Source organism: Hahella sp. HN01 (genome assembly GCF_018986435.1).
Lineage (GTDB): Bacteria > Pseudomonadota > Gammaproteobacteria > Pseudomonadales > Oleiphilaceae > Hahella.
On record NZ_JAHMIN010000026.1, the window covers coordinates 75,431 to 95,527 of the forward strand.

General features: G+C 53.1%; 20 protein-coding genes. 11 read left to right on the plus strand and 9 right to left on the minus strand.

Annotation, left to right across the window (positions count from 1 at the left end; genetic code table 11):
- Positions 1-18: 18 nt before the first annotated feature.
- The 7 genes from KP814_RS22245 (at position 19) to KP814_RS22275 (ending at position 8,779) form a co-directional block, all read left to right on the plus strand.
- Positions 19-1,140 (plus strand): enoyl-CoA hydratase/isomerase family protein, encoded by a 1,122-nt coding sequence (locus tag KP814_RS22245; RefSeq protein ID WP_253938557.1) that lies wholly within the window; start codon positions 19-21, stop codon positions 1,138-1,140.
- Between the two features lie 66 nt (positions 1,141-1,206).
- Positions 1,207-2,097 (plus strand): 3-hydroxyisobutyrate dehydrogenase, encoded by an 891-nt coding sequence (mmsB, locus tag KP814_RS22250; RefSeq protein WP_216738838.1) that lies wholly within the window; start codon positions 1,207-1,209, stop codon positions 2,095-2,097.
- A 322-nt stretch (positions 2,098-2,419) separates the two neighbouring features.
- On the plus strand, positions 2,420-5,074 hold the full coding sequence (locus tag KP814_RS22255; protein ID WP_216738839.1) for an ABC transporter substrate-binding protein: 2,655 nt from the start codon (positions 2,420-2,422) through the stop codon (positions 5,072-5,074).
- A gap of 696 nt (positions 5,075-5,770) precedes the next feature.
- Entirely contained in the window at positions 5,771-6,259 is a 489-nt protein-coding gene (locus tag KP814_RS22260; RefSeq protein ID WP_011394613.1) for a type VI secretion system tube protein Hcp, read from the plus strand.
- A gap of 675 nt (positions 6,260-6,934) precedes the next feature.
- Positions 6,935-7,186, plus strand: coding sequence for a DUF2282 domain-containing protein (locus tag KP814_RS22265; protein WP_127968225.1), 252 nt, complete (start codon positions 6,935-6,937; stop codon positions 7,184-7,186).
- A complete protein-coding gene (locus KP814_RS22270) occupies positions 7,183-8,037 on the plus strand; it encodes a DUF692 domain-containing protein (RefSeq protein WP_216738840.1) in 855 nt (284 codons plus the stop codon). The genes KP814_RS22265 and KP814_RS22270 overlap by 4 nt, the downstream gene beginning before the upstream one ends.
- Positions 8,024-8,779, plus strand: a complete 756-nt coding sequence (locus tag KP814_RS22275; protein WP_216738841.1) for a DUF2063 domain-containing protein — start codon at positions 8,024-8,026, stop codon at positions 8,777-8,779. Before KP814_RS22270 ends, KP814_RS22275 begins: the two co-directional genes overlap by 14 nt.
- A gap of 52 nt (positions 8,780-8,831) precedes the next feature.
- Here KP814_RS22275 and KP814_RS22280 read toward each other — a convergent pair whose 3' ends face one another.
- The 3 genes from KP814_RS22280 to KP814_RS22290 form a co-directional block, all read right to left on the minus strand.
- Complete coding sequence (locus KP814_RS22280) at positions 8,832-9,284, minus strand: DoxX family protein (RefSeq protein ID WP_127968222.1); 453 nt, start codon at positions 9,282-9,284, stop codon at positions 8,832-8,834.
- A gap of 78 nt (positions 9,285-9,362) precedes the next feature.
- Entirely contained in the window at positions 9,363-11,432 is a 2,070-nt protein-coding gene (locus KP814_RS22285) for a sensor domain-containing diguanylate cyclase (RefSeq protein ID WP_216738842.1), read from the minus strand.
- Between the two features lie 115 nt (positions 11,433-11,547).
- Positions 11,548-12,210 (minus strand): ankyrin repeat domain-containing protein, encoded by a 663-nt coding sequence (locus tag KP814_RS22290; protein ID WP_253938564.1) that lies wholly within the window; start codon positions 12,208-12,210, stop codon positions 11,548-11,550.
- A 237-nt stretch (positions 12,211-12,447) separates the two neighbouring features.
- Here KP814_RS22290 and KP814_RS22295 point away from each other — a divergent pair, with 237 nt between their 5' ends.
- Positions 12,448-12,735 (plus strand): SelT/SelW/SelH family protein, encoded by a 288-nt coding sequence (locus KP814_RS22295; protein ID WP_216738844.1) that lies wholly within the window; start codon positions 12,448-12,450, stop codon positions 12,733-12,735.
- 116 nt (positions 12,736-12,851) lie between these two features.
- Positions 12,852-15,104, plus strand: coding sequence for an ATP-dependent helicase (locus KP814_RS22300; RefSeq protein WP_253938558.1), 2,253 nt, complete (start codon positions 12,852-12,854; stop codon positions 15,102-15,104).
- 6 nt (positions 15,105-15,110) lie between these two features.
- Here the strand turns inward: KP814_RS22300 and KP814_RS22305 are convergent, their stop codons facing one another.
- From KP814_RS22305 to KP814_RS22315, 4 genes are all read right to left on the minus strand, one after another.
- A complete protein-coding gene (locus tag KP814_RS22305; protein ID WP_216738845.1) occupies positions 15,111-15,422 on the minus strand; it encodes a DUF2007 domain-containing protein in 312 nt (103 codons plus the stop codon).
- Positions 15,423-15,462: 40 nt separating this feature from the next.
- Positions 15,463-16,161: an ABC transporter ATP-binding protein gene (locus KP814_RS32910; RefSeq protein WP_371824078.1), complete on the minus strand. Its 699-nt coding sequence runs from the start codon at positions 16,159-16,161 to the stop codon at positions 15,463-15,465.
- Positions 16,133-17,050 carry an ABC transporter ATP-binding protein gene (locus KP814_RS32915; RefSeq protein WP_253938559.1) on the minus strand — a complete coding sequence of 306 codons (918 nt, stop codon included), beginning with the start codon at positions 17,048-17,050 and terminating at the stop codon, positions 16,133-16,135. The genes KP814_RS32910 and KP814_RS32915 overlap by 29 nt, the downstream gene beginning before the upstream one ends.
- A 166-nt stretch (positions 17,051-17,216) precedes the next feature.
- Entirely contained in the window at positions 17,217-17,699 is a 483-nt protein-coding gene (locus tag KP814_RS22315) for a DUF4442 domain-containing protein (protein ID WP_216738846.1), read from the minus strand.
- 129 nt (positions 17,700-17,828) lie between these two features.
- Here KP814_RS22315 and KP814_RS22320 point away from each other — a divergent pair, with 129 nt between their 5' ends.
- Positions 17,829-18,101, plus strand: a complete 273-nt coding sequence (locus KP814_RS22320; RefSeq protein WP_127968214.1) for an acyl-CoA-binding protein — start codon at positions 17,829-17,831, stop codon at positions 18,099-18,101.
- Positions 18,102-18,300: 199 nt separating this feature from the next.
- Positions 18,301-18,618: a site-specific integrase gene (locus tag KP814_RS22325; protein WP_216738847.1), complete on the plus strand. Its 318-nt coding sequence runs from the start codon at positions 18,301-18,303 to the stop codon at positions 18,616-18,618.
- 21 nt (positions 18,619-18,639) lie between these two features.
- Here the strand turns inward: KP814_RS22325 and KP814_RS22330 are convergent, their stop codons facing one another.
- Positions 18,640-19,014, minus strand: coding sequence for a hypothetical protein (locus KP814_RS22330; protein WP_216738848.1), 375 nt, complete (start codon positions 19,012-19,014; stop codon positions 18,640-18,642).
- 105 nt (positions 19,015-19,119) lie between these two features.
- Positions 19,120-20,091, minus strand: coding sequence for a VanZ family protein (locus KP814_RS22335; protein ID WP_216738849.1), 972 nt, complete (start codon positions 20,089-20,091; stop codon positions 19,120-19,122).
- Positions 20,092-20,097 lie beyond the last annotated feature (6 nt).

Below are 20,097 nucleotides of genomic sequence, written 5' to 3' on the forward strand. Positions count from 1 at the left end.
TAGATGGAAGAGAGTGGAATGAGCGAAAAACCTGTTTTATTTGAAGAGCGCGAATGCAGCGATGGTCACCGCATCGGCGTGATCACCCTGAACGTGGAGAAATCGCTCAACGCGTTGAAGCTGAGCATGATCGAGTCGATGTACAGCGTCATGCAGGAATGGCGGCTGGACGACAAAATCGTCGCGGTATTTATGCAGGGGGCGGGCGATAAAGCCTTCTGCGCCGGCGGCGATATCGTGCAGATGTATGAATCCATGTGCGACGCAGGCGAGGGTCCGCCGGCTTACGCAGAAGAGTTCTTCACGCGGGAGTATCGTCTCGACTACCTCATTCACGTCTATCCTAAACCTGTCGTCTGCTGGGGCAACGGCATCGTTATGGGCGGCGGACTGGGTCTGATGGCCGGAGCCAGTCATCGCATTGTCACGGAGTCTTCCCGTATCGCCATGCCTGAAGTGACCATCGGGCTCTTTCCCGATGTCGGCGGCACCTGGTTCCTCAACCGCATGCCCGACGGAGCAGGCCTTTATCTGGGACTGACCGGCGCCGCCTGTAACGCAGCTGATGCGCTTGAGCTGGGTTGGGCCGACGGCTTTTTACCCCATGCGCAAAAGGAAGCCTTTCTACAAGCGCTGACCAGAACCTCCTGGAGCAGCCCTGAAAGCAACCATACTCGTGTCACGCAACTGCTGCGCTCCTGGAATGAGCAGCATCAGTCGCAACGTCCGGGCGGTCAGGTGGCGCAGCATCGCGCCATGATCAAGCAGGTTACCCAGGGCGACTCCGTCACTCAGGTGGTGGACGCCATTTTGAACTACCCCACCGTGGATGAATGGGTTGGCAAAGCGCAGAAATCTCTGCGTAACGGCTGCCCGACCACCGCACATCTTGTGTGGCGGCAAATTCACGAGGGCGGCGGCCTGAGCTTGCCTGACGTCTTCAAACGTGAACTGATTATGGCAGTGCAGTGTACGATGCACCCCGAGTTCCGCGAGGGCGTGCGAGCCCTGCTCATTGATAAAGACTTCAAACCGCAATGGCGTTACCCGTCGTTTGCGGATGTTCCGGAGGCGTGGGTGGATGAATTCTTCTCTTCCCCCTGGGACATCAGTCCCTTGCATGACTTAGCAGTACTGTAAGCACAAGCAACGGTCCCGGACCTTCAATTAATCACCCAGACAAAAATAACAATCTGGAGGGAAACCATGAAAACTATCGGATTTATCGGCCTCGGGCACATGGGTGGCTCTATGGCTCACAACCTGCTGAAAGCCGGATTTGAGTTACGTGTTTTCGACTTGGTCAAAGATGCGGTCTCTGCTGCGGAGAAGGCTGGCGCCACTGCTTGCGGCAGCGCCCTGGAAGCCGCCCAAGGCGTTGATGCGGTGATCACTATGCTGCCGGCCAGTGAGCACTCTGAAGCCGTTTATCTCGGTGAAAACGGCCTGCTGAACCAGCTTAGCGAGCGCCCTCTGCTAATCGATTGCTCCACCATCGCGCCAGAGACATCTCGCCGCATCGCTGCGGAAGCCAGCAAGAAAGGTTTCGCCATGTTGGATGCGCCAGTTTCCGGCGGCACAGCGGGAGCCACAGCAGGGACGCTGACCTTCATTATCGGAGGCTCGCCTCAGGATCTGGAAAAAGCGCAGCCAGCTCTGTCAGCAATGGGTAAAAACCTGTTCCACGCAGGCGATCACGGGGCCGGACAAGCCGCAAAGATCTGCAACAATATGCTGTTGGCCGTTCACATGATCGGTACTGCGGAAGCGCTCCAACTGGGCGTCAATCTGGGACTCGATCCTAAGGTGCTTTCCGACATTATGCTGAAAAGCTCAGGCAGAAACTGGTCTTTGGAACTTTACAACCCCTATCCTGGCGTTATGGAAAACGCACCTGCCGGTCGCGAATATGAAGGCGGCTTCGCCGTTAATCTGATGAATAAAGATCTCGGCCTGGCTTTGGAGGCGGCTATTCAAAGCCGCTCCAGCACGCCAATGGGCGGCTTGGCCAAGTCTCTGTATCAAGCGCACAGCAGACAAGGGTCTGGACTGCTGGACTTCTCCAGCATCCAAAAATTATTCGCAGACAAAACGTGACAACTTTGTAAAATCTCGTCAAAAAAGGCGGCCTGAATGCCGCCTTTATTTTTCACGGAAGCCCCATTCCATGGGCTCTCGCACCTCACCCGAATAGCCTAGACCATACTCACTAAATAAATATGAGAGAATATCAGGCAAGATAAAAACTGATCAAAGTTGAATCGACTTTGAACAGATTCCGGCCACACACTTAGGCCCGGCAGTTGGAATCCAAAACCATCCTTCAGTCTCCGCGGAATCTTCCGGCGTCAACGCGCCCACCCCGCTTTTGTCCGGATGGGAGACAGAATAATTTGTCCAGATCTGAATAGGGACGTTGATGACGGCTATTGCAAAGTTCACAACAGACACTCCGGCGCCCGCCTCGTTCGAGGACGCGGCGAGCTATAACGCGGCCGACTCAATGATCGGCCGCGTGCTTAAAGGCATGTACCGCCTGGAATATCTCCTGGCCGATGGCGGCATGAGCCGGGTTTATGTCGCCCGTCAGTTGTCGCTGGACCGGCTGGTCGTCGTCAAAGTATTGCGCTCTGGCGCTCCGAATGTGGGCTATATCCAGCTCTTCTATCGCGAAGCCCGCATCGCGAGTCAGCTAAATCACCCCAATGTCATGCAGGTATTCGACTTCGGCGCCACCGAAGACAATATGCTGTATCTGGTGGCGGAGTTTCTGCAAGGAGAAGTCCTGTCCGACCTCATGGAAAAGCACGGGAACGGACTGCCGCTGGAAAATGTCGTCTGGCTTATCGAACAGATGGCCGCAGGTCTGCAGGCGGCGCATCAGCTCAATATCGTCCATCGCGATCTCAAGCCCGGCAACATCATGGTGGCCAAGGTATCGGGCAATCATTCCGTCGCCAAGCTGCTCGACTTCGGCATCAGCAAACCGCTGGAAGAACAGGATCTGCAATACACCCAGATGGGTCTGGTGGTGGGTACGCCGGGCTATCTCGCCCCTGAACAGATCGACAGCTCAAAAGACATCGACGGACGTGCGGATATCTATGCGCTCGGCGCCGTCCTTTATTACTGCATCACGGGCGAGCGTCCTTTCAATGGCGAGACGCATCACCACATCATGGCGCAACAGCGCAAATACCTGCCGCAGCCCTTAAGTGATAAAGAGCTGGCTGACCCGCGCAATAAAATACTGGAGCCTGTGCTCACCAAAGCCATGGCGATTGACCCTGCGGATCGCTACGAAAACTGCCTTGATATGGTCCGCGACCTGCAATTGCGGGCGCGAAACGCCGTACGCAACAGCAATGATCACGGCCTGAAGCTGGTCAACCTGACCACTTACGCGTTTGTCTTTGCTGGCGAACTGGCGGAAGGCGTCGAACGCACCATCGTCCTGAAAAAACTGAAGACCAAGTTTTCCATCAGTGACGCCGGCCTGAAAAAAATGTTCAGCGGTAAGCGTATTATCGTTCGCAAGAACCTGAACCTAAGTCAGGCGAAGAAGCTTCAATCCGCCTTTAAAGCCGCCGGAGCCATCGGCCATGTAGAAGATATGAACCCGGCGACGCTGGTTGACCCCGCTCATTCAAGAGAAGAGCGCGCTTTCAGTCAGCCTATTGAAGTAGACTCAACCACACTGACCAAGTCGCTTCACCTCACTCGTAACGGAACATCCGGCTCAACCAGCCAGTCTCATTCTGGTATTGCAACGCAATTGCCCCAGCCGCACGAGTCGAAGAAGCGCTCGGCATTCCGCCTCCCCGCCGCAGTTAAATACTTTTTTGCTGGGGCCGCCATTGTCATGGGCTTGTTATCAGCCAGCCTGTTATCGCCAAAAGTACGCTACCAGCTGTCCGATCTGAACGCAGAGCTTAATGGTTGGTCCGCGCCACGGGGAGTGAACGAGAATGAGATTCGCATAGGCATGAGCGCCCCGATAAGTGAAGAGGGCCAATCGCAAGGCAGTTCCGCCAGACGCGGAGTACAGGCCCGTTTTGAAGAACTCAACGCCAAAGGCGGCATCCATGGGCGTATGCTGACATTACAGGCCTTCGACGACGCAAATCAGCCGCTGAAGTCCCGTATCAACATGCAAACGCTGCTATCACAGAACGGCTCATTCGCTCTTATTGGCAATATTGGCGCACCGGAAGTCCTCCTCCCGGCAATTATGGAGCAACAGACGCTGGTGATCGGCGTGCAATCCGGCGCGGCTGCACTACGCCGCAATCCCCCTGATCGTTACGTTTTTAATTTCCGGGTTGGCTATGCAGATGAAACCTTCGCTATCGTGCGCCACTTTGTGGATATTCAGGAAGTTGAACCCAGCCGAATCGCCGTACTTTATGAAGACACCGCCTCCGGACGTGACGGGCTTGCTGGAATGGAGCGGGCTCTCGCTTTCTATAATGTGCACGCACGGGATATTCCGCAGTTCACCTACCAGCCCTATATAGAGCAAATCGAAGGTCCTGCCCGTCTTTTTCTCCAAGAGCAAAGTGAAATTCAGGCCCTGGTCGTTATCGGCAACTATGCCGCCACAGCGAGAACAATTAATCGCATCCGCAAAGCAGGTTGGGAAGGACGAATCGCCGTTGTATCCTCCGCCAGCACTGATGCGCTGGCGCAAGACTTAAAAAGTCTGGAAGCGCCGCACACAGCCGGACTTATCGCAACCCAGGCAACCCCTCCAGTGCATTCGTATGCAACCGGTGTCCTGCGCCACCGTCAGGCTATGCAGCGCTACTTCCCAAATCACAAACCTGACGCGCAATCCCTTGAAGGCTATCTGGCCGCATCACTATTTACCGAAGCCTTACAGCGGGCTGGTCGCAACTTTAATACGGAAACAATGGTCTCCACACTGGAAAGCCTGAAAGATATTGACCTCGGGATTGGAGAGTTGATCTCTTTCAGTTCCATTGATCATCAGGCCAGCGAAAACGTCTGGGCTCTTCAGCTCAACAAGTCCGGCGCTTTTGAACCGCTCACGTTGACCTCGAGAAGCTGGTGACGACCAGTCTTCTCGAATAAGCCTCTCTCCCTCAATCAATTCCATTCGCGAATAATTTCGTTTTCTTCCGTTACCTGCTTCCTACATTTATTTTCCTTACGCTCATAGCGAACAAAATATATACAGACCATTCATCGCGCCGGCAAAATCCAACTTAAATTCATTGTTAACACCACCCAGATAAAACAATAGGATTATGCCTTTTGATTGGTTTTATTTTAGTTACAACCCATCTTATGAAAGCACATAAAAATAATTTCAATTAATAATACTCAGAGTGAATAATTGGAATTTATATCAGGACAAATTAAATAGTGTCAGAGTGATTTAAAAAATGGGGACAGAGTGAAGATACAGGCATATAAGTAATTTAAGGACATCATTACACTCTCAACAAAATAAATAGGGTCAGAGTGAACTAGATTTGGTCAAAATAAAGCCATCAGAGTGGAGTAAAAGTCGTACTCCCTTTACAATTAAATAGTGTCAGAGTCGATTTAAGTTGTTAAAAAATAAGGATTTTACGTATTGCCACCCTTTACCCTCTTCTCTATTATGCTGTCTCAACGGGATGCCGCAGGCCTCTGAAAAAAATTTACTTTTTCATGAAATTTTTTGACGGCATTTCCAATTGATAGACGCTTTATATAATGTCGATCACAAAACATTCGTAAACTACAGAATAGGGAATACACCATGGCTATTTACATGAACTACGACGGTCTGAAAGTTAAAGGCAACGTAACTGCTGAAGGCTACAAAGACTGGATTCGTCTGGACAGCTTCCAATTCGGCGTTGGTCGCCACATCACTATGGAAGCAGGCCATATGTCCAACCGCGAAGCTACTCGTCCTAGCATCAGCGAAATCTCCGTTTCCAAGCTGATGGACAGCGCTTCTTCCGGTCTGTTCAAAGAGTCTTTGACTGGTACTGCTGGCGTTAAAGTTGTGGTCGACATCGTTCGCACCCAAGCTGACAAAATCGAAAAATACGTTTCCTACGAAATGGAAGACGTAATGATCAGCAGCTACAGCGTTTCCGCTGGCGCAGAGTCCGCTCCTAGCGAGTCAGTATCTCTGAGCTTCTCTAAAGTGACCATGTCTTACACTGCTTCTGACAAGAAGCACGCTGGCAAAACTCCAGAGCGCGTTGGTTACGACCTGGAAGCTGGCAAAAAACTGTAATAGTTTTTTCGCTAACCAGCAGAAAGTGCGGATGGGCTTCGGCCCCTCCGCATTTTTATTTGTCAGCCCAAAGCCGCTTCCCCCTTATTACTTCCTCACCAATATCCTCTCTTTATAAGCCTAAGTCATAGGCAGTTCAGACAGAACGCACTCGTCCATGTTCCTGATGTAAATCCGGGAAATCTCCCTACAATCTCAAGTTTTATTAACCGTTTAGATTCCGGCGGTTAGGACTCAGACTTTAAGTTGGAGGGGAAATATGGATTGGGAGATAGACTCTATCATGCAGGAGGCTGAGCACAGCTCAGGCTTAAAAGTCGCATTTAAACTCACTGGTGGCGAGCTCAGCCAGATAACGCCATTCAACGTGCCAACCAGTATGGACCCGACCACACTGTGTGCGCTTATACGATCCGCCCGTGAAACCATTCTAGCCCGCCAACACGTCAGGCCCTATAATTCCCGATATCCAGCCCAGAATTCGTCGCAGCCGCCTCGAACAGAAGTGAAGGTTATACGCCGTCGAAAACTGCTGGTTAAGGAAAGTTAATCAAAGAATTGGCTTCGTTGCAGAAGTGTTGTGAACTTTTTTCTTCGCAGCAGGTCAAAATTGCCAGCACCAAACATTCAGTGCATTGCAATTTATCAAACCAAATCAGTTAAAGGATAAAGTAGATGAAAGCTAAAAATACTGCCGCAGCCACCGCTATCGCAGCCGTTCTTGCTCTGGGCGTTGCAGGTTCCGCAAACGCAGCCAAACCAGGTTTCGAAAAATGCGCAGGCGTCGTAAAAGCTGGCATGAATGATTGCGCCGCAGGCAGCCACGGTTGTGCAGGCCAGTCTACAGCAGACAATGCATCTGATGAGTGGATCTACGTTCCCGCCGGTACTTGCGAAAAACTGTCAGGCGGCAAAGTTAAGTCATGATTCCAATGCCGCTTTGGCGGCAGGCGACTGGGCCGATTTCCGGAGCGGGAATCGGCCTCCGCTCTTGCCACTTCGGTCATATCCTCGAAAAACGCCCTTCTCTTCCCTGGTTCGAAGCCCTCACCGACAACTACCTGACTGCTGGCGGCGTAGCCAAAAAGCGCCTGCTTGATATCGCCTCTATCTACCCTGTCGCATTACACGGCGTCGGAATGTCTTTGGGCGGCACAGAGCCGTTAGATAAGGACTATTTACGTAAACTCCAAACCTTGAGCCGTGAGTTACGCCCGGCCTGGATCTCAGAACATCTTTGTTGGACCTCTGTCCACGGCGTCGATTTGCATGAGCTCATGCCGCTGCCATATACGGAGGAAACCATACGCCATGTCGCTGAACGCATAAAAATCGTGCAGGATACTTTTGAGACCCGGATTCTGCTGGAAAACGTGTCCAGTTATCTCACTTATGACAGCTCTTGCATGAGCGAGTGGGATTTCCTGAGTCAGATTGCAGAAGACGCGGATTGCCTGCTGTTACTCGACATCAATAATATCTACGTCAGCGCCATTAATCATGAATTTGACCCGCGCACTTATATCGACGCGATTCCTGCACAGCGTGTAGCTGAATACCATTTGGCGGGATTCGAAGACAAGAAGACCCACCTCCTTGATACCCACGGAGCCCCGGTGGACCAGCGCGTCTGGGATTTGTATGAATACGCCCTGAGAACCATTGGCGCAAGGCCGACTCTTATTGAGCGGGATAATGATATTCCCGGCTTTGAAGAAGTCGCCGCCGAGGCCGCAATCGCTCAGCGCATGTTGGAGGAAGTAGATGTCGCTGCGTGATTTACAACTCAGTATGCTCGCGGAGATTCGCCAGCAAGGCGAGTGCTTGCAGGTCAAGGACAAAACCAGCTTGAACGCACGCACCTGTGTGGATATCTATCGCGACAGTTTACGGGAAACCCATGTCCGCGCTTTGCAGACTATGTTTCCAGTCTGCCAGGAACTGTTAGGAGAAGAGTGCTTCCGCGCGACGAGTCGCCGCTATTTTGCAGAAGTTCCCTCTAAAGAAAACTCCTTCACAGAGTTTGGCGCCGCATTTGTCGCCTTTCTCGCTGATTTTACGCCTCTTCAACATATCGAATTTCTTACTGATGTAGCCAAGCTGGAGTTGCTGATCCATATTGCGGAAGAAGCAGACGATCATGTCAGTGATGACTGGGCGCAGTTCAATGACTACTGCGCTCAAGGTCTTCCGCTACAGTTTCGCCTGCCTGCAAACGCCACGCTTTTGCAATGCGCTTACCCGGCGCATGAAATATGGGCTGCGCATCAACCCGGTGGAGATCTTGCCTCCGTCGAGTTATCTGAGGACAACTTTTACTTGATGGTCTGGCGTCCGGAATGGAGCGCCAGAATAGATCCTTTGGACGCGCCCACTTTCCGTTTTCTGCTGTTCATCGAGGAACTCTCTGACTTTGAAGAGGTGTGTGAGCGGTTCGCCGAAAACTTCCCGGAAGCCGACTTGGGCAGCCTACTACAACAATGCATACAAGCAGGATTTATCGCCGGATATATTCCTTAAGCATTAAAAAAGGGAGCTAGTACAGCTCCCTTTTTTCGGTCAGTTATTGGAATCAGGCGGTCGGCAAATAACGTTTACGTAGCCAATGATCCGCAGACAGTAAACCAGGACCGTAGGCGACAATCACAGATAGCAGCCCGCCCCAGAACAACAGCTCTTTCACTCCCACTGCGCCAATTAACTCAGCCGCAGAGTAGATACCGACGATACTCAACGCCAACAAGCCAGCCGCGCCGACACGGGCGCCCAAGCCTACCACCAACAGAACAGAGCAGATCAGCTCAACCGCCGTAGAGGAATAAGCAGCGAAAGCGGGAGAAACAACAGGAACGGAGTACTCATACTCAAACAACGCCAATGTGGTGCTCCAGCTCTTTATCTTGGTCATTCCGGACATGAAATAGATTTTCGCCAGGTAAATCCGGATGGCCAGCAAATATACTGGCTGCAACATCTCCACTGCCTTGATTCCCCATTGAAAAGGCATGATTAGCGCGTTCGGCATTGTTATTTCCTCTAGATATATTGAATTGCACAGTTAGACCGGGCTGCTCGCCGAAGGTTCCCTGAGTATTACAAATGATCACGAATATTGCTTTTCCTGGTACATCCTGCTGTCCGCCACGTTCAACAATGTATCCAGGCAAACGCCGTCTCCTGGATAGGCGGCGTACCCGATGCTAACGTCCAGGTTACAGCTGACGTTTTTGATATGAATAGGACCGCGCAGGCTGTGTTTGGTCTTGTGGATAATGCCGTGGAGCTGATCTTTGGAACAGTGCCCATTCAACAGAACGACAAACTCGTCGCCACCAATTCTCGCCACCGTATCCGACTCGCGAAAGCTTTCCCGCAAGCGCTGCGCTACCGCCACCAAGACCGCATCGCCGACATCATGTCCATATTGATCATTGATCGGCTTGAACTTGTCCAGATCACAATACAGAACCACAATTTCGTTCGCGCATCGCCTGGCCATATGTTCCGCTTTGGTGAACAGCTCATCCAAAAGGCGGCGATTGGCGAGACCAGTCAGATCATCATGGTTCGCCATTTCTTTGAAGCGGGACTCCGCCTCTTTCAGCTGGGTGACGTCGATCACAGATCCCAGAATGGAGGTGCGCCCATCCCGGTGGGTGATGGGACGGCTGGTGTAATTGAAATAGCACAGTGAACCGTCTTTACGAATGGTGCGCAGGCAACCATGAAAAGGTTGATTGATCTTCAAGGCGCGCTCCGTCGCATTACGCAGCTCATCCCGATCCGAGGGATGGATAAAGCTCATGAAGGCTTCAACGCTGAGGCTTCTGGCTTCAAAAGGCAATCCAACCATAGAGCAAAACTCCGCGTTGCAGCATACGCTCCATTGTTCAGGCAAATACTCAAAAGAGCCTAGTTGGGCGATCGCCTGCACCAGACTGAGCTGCGTGTTTTTCTCCTCCAGTTGTTCCGTACGCTCCTTTACTTTGGACTCAAGATCCACATTGATTTTCATGACTTCACGTTGGGTTCTCACCCGCATACGCAAACTGACGATCAGCAGCATAACCAACAAAGAGAGAAAGCCGACAACCAGCACAACACCCCAAAACAACGTCTTGTGCTGCTGATACAAGGTCACCGGACGAAACAGCAACACGCTGTCCGCCGGCAACTCATCCTCTCCAATATCAAACCGCAGCATCTCACGATAATCAAACACGTAGCGGTTTGGGCTATCGGTTACGACCGGGATATCACCCACCGTTTCGCCCCTGAGCGCCCTCAGTCCGATATCGGCGGCGACGCGCGCCTGCTCGAAATGAGAGACGACTTTCCCTCCCAGAATGCCTTGACCGATTCCATGCATCCATAAATGAAACAAAGGCGCTTTAAGATGATCGCGGATCAAAGACAGGCTTTTCTGAAACTCAAGGGTTGCGCCATTCTTGTCCCGGAACAGAGAGATCAGAAGCACAGGCTCATTGGCGGGTATCGCGCGCAGCTCCGCATAAAGCTCACCAAAACTCAGTTGCTCCAATGACAGCACCCGAAAGTTGCGGTCCTGACTTCTCGTCATGAAGTGAATGAAACTACCAAGATCGTTACGCCCGGTGGTCGTCGCGTCCGTAATCACGGTAATCGGCGCCTTGGCGCCGTATAAGCGCCGCATCAACTGCACCGTGTCGTCCATTGAAATAGCCTCAACAACGCCAGTCACCCCACTTCTTCCGCTGAGACTAGCGGCGAGACGTTCGTCATTGACGCCGAAAAAGACGATTGGCGTCACGGCGAAGAGTTCCGCTTGTCGCTCCAGAGCAAAGTGAAGCGCATTATCATCGCCCACAATCAACAGCTCGTAGGAAGGCAACGCTTGTAACTTTCCCTTCAATAATTCGTAAAAGCGTTGATAGTGTTCGGGGCTGCTGAGGCGCTTGCTGTCCATGAACTCGATATCGAGCTCAATGTTCTGCCCGTCGAAGGCGCTGTTAAGCCCCCTGACCTGCTCAGAAAACGTGGGAAACTGTGGATGATACGAGCTGATGAACAACACGCGACGGGTTGCATCATGAATACCAGGGGTTATCGCAGACACTCCGTTGCACGCCAGCATCACGCAAAGGAAGCCGACGGCGACGAACACCCCCAGACTTCGTCCAGGAGATACGCACATAAACCTGATCCCGACCAACACCGCAGCGCATTGAAATGGGCGAACGCCACGCTGATTGTTATTTTCTGCGCCCTTTATCAGTCTAGGACGCAGTTCAATTTTTATCCAACCTCAGCTAGGAGCGGGCGCCAGACTGCAACAACAGCATTTGCAGGTCCTGTAAACCTTTGCGTTGCGCCGTACTCAGCGCTGAGTCGCCAGTGGCGTTGCGATAGTTAACGTCAACGCCGGCGTCTACCAAGAGCTGCGCCATCAATAGAGAGTTCTGCTCCACCACATACATCAACAGAGATCGTCCCGCATACACGACATTGACGTCAGCGCCTGCTTTTATCAGCGCCTTGGCGGTGGATAGGTGGCCATTTTGCACCGCCAGCGCCAGCGCTGTGGCGCCATTCGCCATCGGATAATCCAGCTTGGCGCCGGCCGCCGCCAGCACCTTTACGCCAGTGGCGTCGCCCCGCTCAGCCAAGTAGTGCAAGGGTGACGGCGCACCTGCGCGGAGCCCCACATTAGGATCTGCGCCTGCTCGCAGCAATGCGATCACCGCTTCCGTATCGCCATTTTGAGCTGCGACATCCAAAGCGGAACCCACTGGGGCCACGACATTCACTGGACTGCCCGAGGCCAGCAAACTGCGCAGACGCCCTTGGTCGCCCTGCTGTGTCGCCACAATGACTTCGGTCGGCTGTTCCGCCGTTAACACCGCCGTTTGCTGTTGGGACGGGTGTGAACTGCAGGCGCTTACCACAACGCTGATCGACAGCGCGCACAGCATTTTCGACAATAGCGTCCAAGAAATTTCAACGCCCGTCCTGCAGGCGAAAAGAAGAGAAAATAGGGGGAGTTGACGGTATCGAATGCAAAGCATGTTTGTTTCCTATGCCGCTGCTTATGTCTTAATTATTATTCGCGTTGGAAATACAGGCGCTCGACGATGCTTACCGCACTCCACCGTCGTCTCACCTGCAATTTATAATAGGGAAAAACTTATGCGGAATATGCGGACCACACCATGAAACCCAAAATATCCATACGTTACTGCCCTCTGTGCGGCTGGCTGCTGCGATCCGCCTGGATGGCGCAGGAGTTGCTGACGACATTTATCGACGAACTTGAAGAAGTCGCCCTGGTTCCCGCCGGCAAAGGCGAATTCAAAATACTCTGTGACGCAGAGACTATCTGGGATCGCAGTGTGCATGGCGGCTTTCCTGATGTCGCGACACTAAAACAGATTGTCCGAGACGCCGCCTGCCCCGATAAGTCACTGGGCCATATAGACAAATCCCGCAACAGCGGATAATCCCACTCCCCACGTCTGAAATTAGGCTGGAGGCCAACCTCTCCTGTGGTTAAACTTAGGCCCCTCGATCAGGGGCCTATGAGCCCGGTCTCTCCAACCATCACTATCAGGCGAGCATGCAGTTAACCGAAGAGCAGCAGCGGATCATCCAGTCCGGCTTTGAGCACAGCGTTATCACCGCCGTCGCCGGCAGCGGCAAAACAACCACTCTCGCTCACCGAATCCATCATCTGATGGACCAGGGACATGATCCGCGCCGTATTCTGATATTGATGTTCAACCGCGCAGCCAAAGAAGACTTCGAGCGCAAGCTGCGCGAAGTTGCGGGCGCGCATTACCGCGAACTGCCGGAAGTCCGCACTTACCACGCCATGGGATTACGCCTGTATCAGCGCTTCATCCGCGAAGGTGTGCTACCGGCGTTTGTAGGGCAAGTGCTGTCGGATCAGGAGATTCACTTCCAGCTCTGGCAATTGCTGCGTCGGCACGCACCCGAATCGCACCAGGACAGCGTCAAGCGCAATAAGAAAGAGTTCATTGAGCTGGCTTCTCGTCTGCTGGATATGAGCAAAACGTCGCTGCTGCCACTGCAGACCGTCTTCGAACAATTGGAATATCGCAAAGAACTCGCGTTTCTCATTGAAGTCGTCAACGGCTTTGAAGCCTGGCGCAAGTCGCATGCGCGCATCAGTTTCGCCGACATGCTTTACGAGCCGGTCAAATGTCTGCAGGAGTCCCCGGATCTGGTAAAACTGGTCGCGGACAAAATGGATGTGATCCTGGTGGACGAATATCAGGACACCAACGAGATCCAGCACTTACTGCTGCGTTATATCGCCGGTAAACGCGCCCGGGTGACCGTTGTAGGCGATCCTGATCAAACCATCTACGAGTTTCGCGGTGCGCAACCGGAGTTCATTCTCAATCGCTTCGCGGAGGAGTTTGAAAGCCCTCGTGAATTCACTCTTTCGTATACCTTTCGCTACGGCCATAAAGTCGCCTTGCTCGCCAATCACCTGATTACTCACAATCATGGACGCAAGGATGTTCTATGTCGCTCGCACACAGGGACGCCCGCCACTGAGGTCAACGTACTGCAGGGCGGCGATGAAACTCGTCAACTGGTGCTGCAATTAGGGCGACAGCTTAACAGCGGCGGCGAGCCGGAAGAGATCGCCATTTTATTCAGAGTCTGGTCCCAGGCCGTGCCCATTGAGTTGGCTCTTCTGGCCCACCGCATCCCCTATCGTATTGACGGAGACAAAGGCGCTCTGGCGAATCGCGAAGTTATGCACATCCAATACGTGCTGGAAATGGCTTCGGGACGGCTGAGTATGCTGGAGGAAAACAAGCGCGCGGAGGTGCTCGCCGGCCTGCTGCGCTTCCCCCATGTCGGATTGAAAGACGACACCCTGCGCGAGCTGGCGCATATACTGGCGCAACACGACGCTCATTGGGGCGATCAACTGTTGGAATGGATTCCTGACTCGCTCCACGCCCTGCAAAAACGCAAGTTGAAGCGCACCGCTCAAGCCTGGAGCCTCCTGCCGAAAATGAAAGGTTCCGCCGCGGATATCGTGCGCTTTTATATTGACGATACGGAGTTGTTCAAGACCCTTGAGGAGCTTGCCCTCACCCATGAAACCGCTGACGAGCGCATTAATAACGTGCTCGGCATAGAACATTACCTCGCCACGCTGAACCTGCCTTCTTTGGAGACGCTGCAGCATTTCGATGAATTGCGGCGTCTGGCGGGAGCGCAGAAGCAGCAAGGCGGCGTCACCTTATCCACCATGCATCGCACTAAAGGTCTGGAGTGGCCTGTGGTGATGATCATCGGGCTGAACGAACAATATCTTCCCTACAGTATGCGCGGCGGCGAAGACATCGTTGACCACCTGCAAGCGGAACGGCGACTGCTGTATGTGGCCATGACCCGAGCCAAAGAAGCCCTGTATCTGTTCACTCCAACCCTGAACAGCAAGGCCGCGCTCAGCAAAGATGACAAACCCAGCCGCTTTGTTAAAGAAGCCAGCATTGACGTTTCCACGACCGTGGGCGCGTTTCTGGATCAGCGCAAGCAATCTAAGACCAAAGATTCAGGCCATTACGAATCGACGCAACGACTGACGCCCATCGCCACCCGTTATCTCGAATGGCACGACGTTAATTATGAACAACCAGCGCAGACCGCCGCAAAGGAGCCTGAGCAGATCTGGTCCGGTGATCGGGTGCGCCACAGCATTCTGGGCGAGGGTGAAGTCATCGCCGATCTCGACGACGCTTTTCAGGTGGAGTTTGAGGATGGTCGCAGAATGAATTTCAGCAAGAAAAGCGCCCATCTGTATTTCAGCTCTCTGGGCGGGTGAGGCAAATTACATCAACCAAAACGCAGTGACTAATCCGGTGATGAAGCCGAATAAAAAGATGCCAATCCACCCGGTAAATTGACTGGCCGGCGTATGCGCGTCTTGCACTTGGGAGTTTTCCCAATCTCGCAGAATTGAACGGGCCTGCTCGTAATCCACGTCATTAACGGAAATCCTCACCAACCCCGCCGCCGGCAATTCTCCCATTCCCCCCTGCAGGAACTCGCCGTCGATAAATCCCGTAACGCCGGATTGCTCGAGCACGCCTTTAATCATGTGAGCTTCCAAGACGTTGGCGGCTTCATAGACCTGACGCACACGCTTCTCCTTTCATCGCCAAAAATCGTCAGAGGCCAGCTCAGTGCTGGCGCTCGCCATAAAGCTGCGCATACAGACCCCGTTGCTGCAACAACTCTTCGTGTTTGCCTTCCTCGGCAATGCGACCGTCTTCAAATACATAGACACGGTCCGCCTGCTTCACTGCGCTGAGGCGGTGAGCAATGATCAGTGTAGTGCGCTGATCGAGGAAGTCCGCCAGCGCCCGATGCAAGTTGTACTCGGTTTCCGCATCCAAAGCCGACGTCGCCTCATCAAGAATCACCACTTGCGGATCGGCCAGAATCATCCGGGCGATCGCCACACGCTGCCGCTGCCCGCCCGACAGCCTGACGCCTTGCCGACCGACCAAGGTATCCAGCCCTTCCGCCAAGTTCTCCACGACCGCCTTCAGTTGCGCCACTTCCAACGCTTGCCAGAGTTGCGCGTCAGTATGCGGTCGTCCCATCGTCAGATTCTGTCGCAGACTGTCATTGAACAACGTGGGATGCTGCAATACCGTGACCACATGCTCACGCACCCGATGGTGGCCAATCCGTTGAATCGGCACGCCATCGAACAGGACGGAGCCCTGGGAAGGCGAATACATCCCCAACAGCACCTGCACCAAAGTGGATTYCCCCCCGCCGCTGGCGCCGACAAGCGCCGCCTTTTCCCCTGGATTGATATGCAAAGAAACGCCCTGCAACACGTCAGGGCCATCGCCGTAGGAAAAATGCACATTCTCCACATCCAGCGCGACGGTCCTTTTTCCGGCGAAGGGATTGGTTTGCGGCGGGGTTGGCGGCGTCGCTCTTCCATTCGTACTGCACCGCGTGATTGCGAACGCCCCAGGCGTGATCCAAAAGGCGACGAATGTAATGCTGTTCGCGGTTAGCGGCGCGGATCTGATGAATCCCATCCAGCGTTTCCGTCAGCGCTTCCTGAAACAGCTCCAACGCCTGATTTTCCCGGCGCTTGAGTTCTTTGACCTTTTTACCGAGGCGCGTGGTCAGATAAATCACGAAGGGATTAAAAAACAGAATCAGCAGCGCCAACTGCCAGTGCACCCACAATAACACCGCCGCAGTGCCGACTATCGTCAGCAACGCCACCAGCAAACGGCTGACCGAGCTGCCGATGAATTGATCAATGGTATTGAGGTCAGTCACATAGCGGGACGCCACCGCGCCGCTCCCCATGACTTCGTACTCGGCCATGGAAATGCTGCTGAGGCGGCTCAATAGATCCTGCCTGATACGGCAAATAATATCTTTGGAAATACTGGCGAAATGCCTGCCCTGCCACACATTCATGAGTAGAGAAAACGAGCGCAAGACCAGAGCGGCGAACACCATGACGCCAATGTAAAACGCAGCCCCGTGTAATGACTCTGGAGAATACTGGTTAATCAGCGCAATCACAGGACCAGGTTGCTCCAGCAATACCTCATCCACCAGCAAAGGCAACAGTAACGGCACAGGGACCGCCGCCAATGTAGCCAGCACCGCGATCAGGTTCGCCCTCGCCAACTGCGGCTTGTAGGCCAGCACCATATTCCGGATTCGCCGCCAGTCATATCGTTCGTTGGCGGTTTCAGTACGGTCAGTATGGCGTTGTTGGTCTGGCAAAATGTCCTCCGCGACTTACTTCGATCAAACGCAATGAAAAGCGTCTGGGCGACAGCCAGAACGGCGACGCAGACGCCTGTTGCGATGACTCCATTCTAGTGCGACGGCCTGACGGGCGCTAGCCGCATCTCGCCCTCCTCCAACAGACTTTTTCGACGGTTGGCGATCAGCGCCGCTTAGGCGTCCAGGCCCAGATCATTTCCGCCATGACCGGCTCTTTGTCTTCACTGTCAGTAATCGCGACAGCCACCGTCACTTCGCCTTTTTCAAGCGTCTGAATCGCGTGTACCTGCTCCTCCGTCAAATGGGCTTCCGCGCGCATATCGCCTTTCGCCCGCTTCACGTAATCCAGCTTCATGGTTTTAATGACCGGCACGGCGTGATCCGGCACATTCATTCCCACCAGGAAGCCCGTAGCCGACTCTGCAATCAACGCATTGGCGACAGCATGCACGGAGCCAATATGATTTCGCACGGCGCGACGATTTTTCAGTGTAATAACGCAACGGCGCTGGGTAAGCTCTTCCACGACGATACCCGTAGTTCCCGCGTACTTGACCGTCTTTCCGAAAAACAGAGACAAGGCTCTGCTGCGGGCGATCTCCGGCAACAAATTAATTTTGCTGACAATAGACATTAATTTATTCATGTTCTTTACCTGCGTTTATTATTGGGCCCCAGGCGACGAAACCGATCACGGAGGGGTTAAATGACCTTCAGTCAGTTTTGCCGCCGGGCTATAATGCCCTTTCACACCCAAACAGTTAAGGACTATGCAATGAGTGACTTACAAAAAGCGTTCGAAGAAGCGCTCAATTACGTCAAAACCGCCGAGGGCGACTTCTCTCCCTCCAATGAAATGAAGCTGGAAATGTATGCGCTTTTCAAACAGGCCAGCGAAGGCGATGTCAGCGGTTCCCGTCCCGGTATGATGGATTTCGTGGGACGCGCCAAGTACGATGCCTGGGCGAAGCTGCAAGGGGTGTCCAAAGATGAAGCGATGCAGCGTTATGTGGACGTCATCGCCGATCTGAAAAAGCGCTACAGCTAAGCGCTTGCCGGGAAACGGGCGCTGAGTTCGTTTCCCTTTGTCTCTCCAATTAGACTCATCCCAGAGCCCGAAAAACCTAACAAAATAATCAACCGGCAATAGTTTGCAAAAGCTTCATCAAACCAACTTTGCAGGCAACATTTCGTTGTAATAGAATTTAAGGATAATTATAAAAAGAAGAACCAGCGAGGTTATCGTAATGGAAACTGCTGAATTAATGTTGCCGAACGAACCTGAATTTATTTGCCAATTGAAGCAGGCGATTGAGTCGCAGGGCTTCAGTCCCCGCACCGAACACTCTTACCTGCATTGGATTTATCGCTTCATTTCCTTTAATCAAAACCGCAGTCCAAAAGAACTTGGCGAAAAAGACGTGCGTCGCTTTCTGCGCTATGTCGCTACAACCCTGAGCGCTTCGCCTGCGCGCTGTAAACAGGCACTGAAGGCATTACGCTTCATGTATCAGGATGTGCTGAAAAAACCACTGCCAGGACTGGATGATATGCAACCCGCCTAACGACGATCTTCGGGCCTGCAGTTAGCGCTCTGTCGTAATCAGATAATCGTAAATATGGGTCGTCGGCGTCACGGGCGTGAAGCGAGGCTGTGGCGCATCAGCGGGAATGGATAGCGCCCGAAACTCATCCTGCGTTTCCCTTTTTTCAGCTTGAGCAGTGCGTTCCTTTAGTTCAAAAGGCGCATCAGTCTCTTCTCCCGCCGCTGGAGCATCCAAAGAGCCACCGATGACAGCCGCGGATAACGCGGTAGAGTCCAGAGACTGCAAAGGAAAGGTTTCGAGCGTCGACTTTTCTTTATACCCCTCCTGAACGACAGGAGCTTCCGCCGCCATCGCCTGAGCACAGAAGCAAAAGGATACGGTAACAGACAATAATATTTTTCTTGTTGTGAACATGACTATCCCCAGCAAATATTGATCAGGGTATCGTCCTATTCTATGGACGGCGCAGGCGGGTTCACCGCCTTTCGCCGTCATTCGTGACCAAGTTCACAAGGTGAATTACTTTTCCAGACGGATGTTATCGACAATCATCCACTTGGCGCCGTAATCATGGGTCGTGAAGATGAAGAAGTTGCGCACATCGGATACATCCAGACGACGGCCGGATTTAGTCATGGTCCACTCGTCAAAATCCAGGGTGTAGTCATTCCACCCTTTCTTAGCCTGAAGGCGAATATTAACCCGGTCCTCAAACTTGTCTGTCGGCATGTCCAAATAGAACCCATCGTCCAAACGAACAGCTACATGCATGTCCTTCTCTGCGTACACGGAAAACGACAGCTTGGAATAGCCAGTCCAGTCGCGAGGAAACTCAATGAAAGACGCGCCCGGGAAAACATCCTGTTTGCGCAATTCGATATACAGCGCCTGCTCGCCATGGCTGGCGTGCTCCCGGGTAAGTTTGATCACCCGTCCTGTCCAGCGCTGACGATCACGGGCGGTTTCAAAATCCGCCAGCACAGGGAACTCTGCGCTTTGATGCAGTGAGATGTTAACCGCCTTCGCCACCGGCAAGCATGTGTACAAAAACGCAGCGATAGCCAAGACACAACGCAGAACGACGAAAGAGCGATGACGTACGCCTTCCGACGGCATCACCAGCATCAATCCCATCAGGGCGCCGGCGACATCCGCGAACACATCTCCCCATGAAGGAGAACGCCCGATATGCGCCTGAATCAATTCCACCACGCCAGCGAATACGAACGCCGCCACGGGCGTCAGCAACCACAGTCTATTGGCGCCGAATCGGCGTATCTGCGGTAGACGCAACGCCAACGCCACCACAACGGCGGTCCAGACGACATGACCGAAATCCCAAAGCGCGTTGTACAGCATGGAGGAGCTTTTGTGAGGCCCCACATCCGCAAACAACAAATACAGGCCCGCGACAAACGCCAGACCGAACATCCAATGAAACTTACTTCTCTGAACAGGCGCCTGTGGCGCAGTCGCATACATCATAGTCACCCGCGG